Below are 417 nucleotides of genomic sequence, written 5' to 3' on the forward strand. Positions count from 1 at the left end.
AGTCGTCGGCAGCGTCAGATGTGTATAAGAGACAGATGTCGCGAACGGTGTCATCGAGCCATTGGCGCGACCACACGTGGTCGATAGCCCGCAGGATGTCGGCCTTCCGCATGCCCGCTTCGTAGGCGGCGCGGACCTTCGCGGTCAGGTCTTCGCGGGGGCCCTTGATGGTCTGCTCGGCTCGCTCGCGTGCCCGCTTGTACGCGGCGCCAGCCTTCTTCAAGTCGTCGGCGTGCGGTGTCATCAGCGGATCATCTCACACACTCGGTGTGCAAAGCCACTGTGCCAAGGTGCTTGCATCATGCCCACCAGTATGCCAACCTATTGCTATACCCAAGCAAGAACCCCCGCACCGGCAGGTCTTTGGCGAGAGAAGCCGGTACGGGGGCCATCGAACCGACCCACGAAGGGGCAGCT

The 417-nt window shown here is 62.6% G+C and carries 1 protein-coding gene; it reads right to left on the reverse strand.

Annotated elements, in window-relative coordinates:
- On the reverse strand, positions 1–244 hold a 244-nt coding region (locus tag OO70_RS50745), incomplete at its 3' end, for a hypothetical protein (RefSeq protein WP_043688429.1).
- Positions 245–417: the final 173 nt, after the last annotated feature.

It is taken from the genome of Streptomyces xylophagus (genome assembly GCF_000716435.1).
Taxonomy (GTDB): Bacteria; Actinomycetota; Actinomycetes; order Streptomycetales; family Streptomycetaceae; genus Streptomyces; species Streptomyces xylophagus.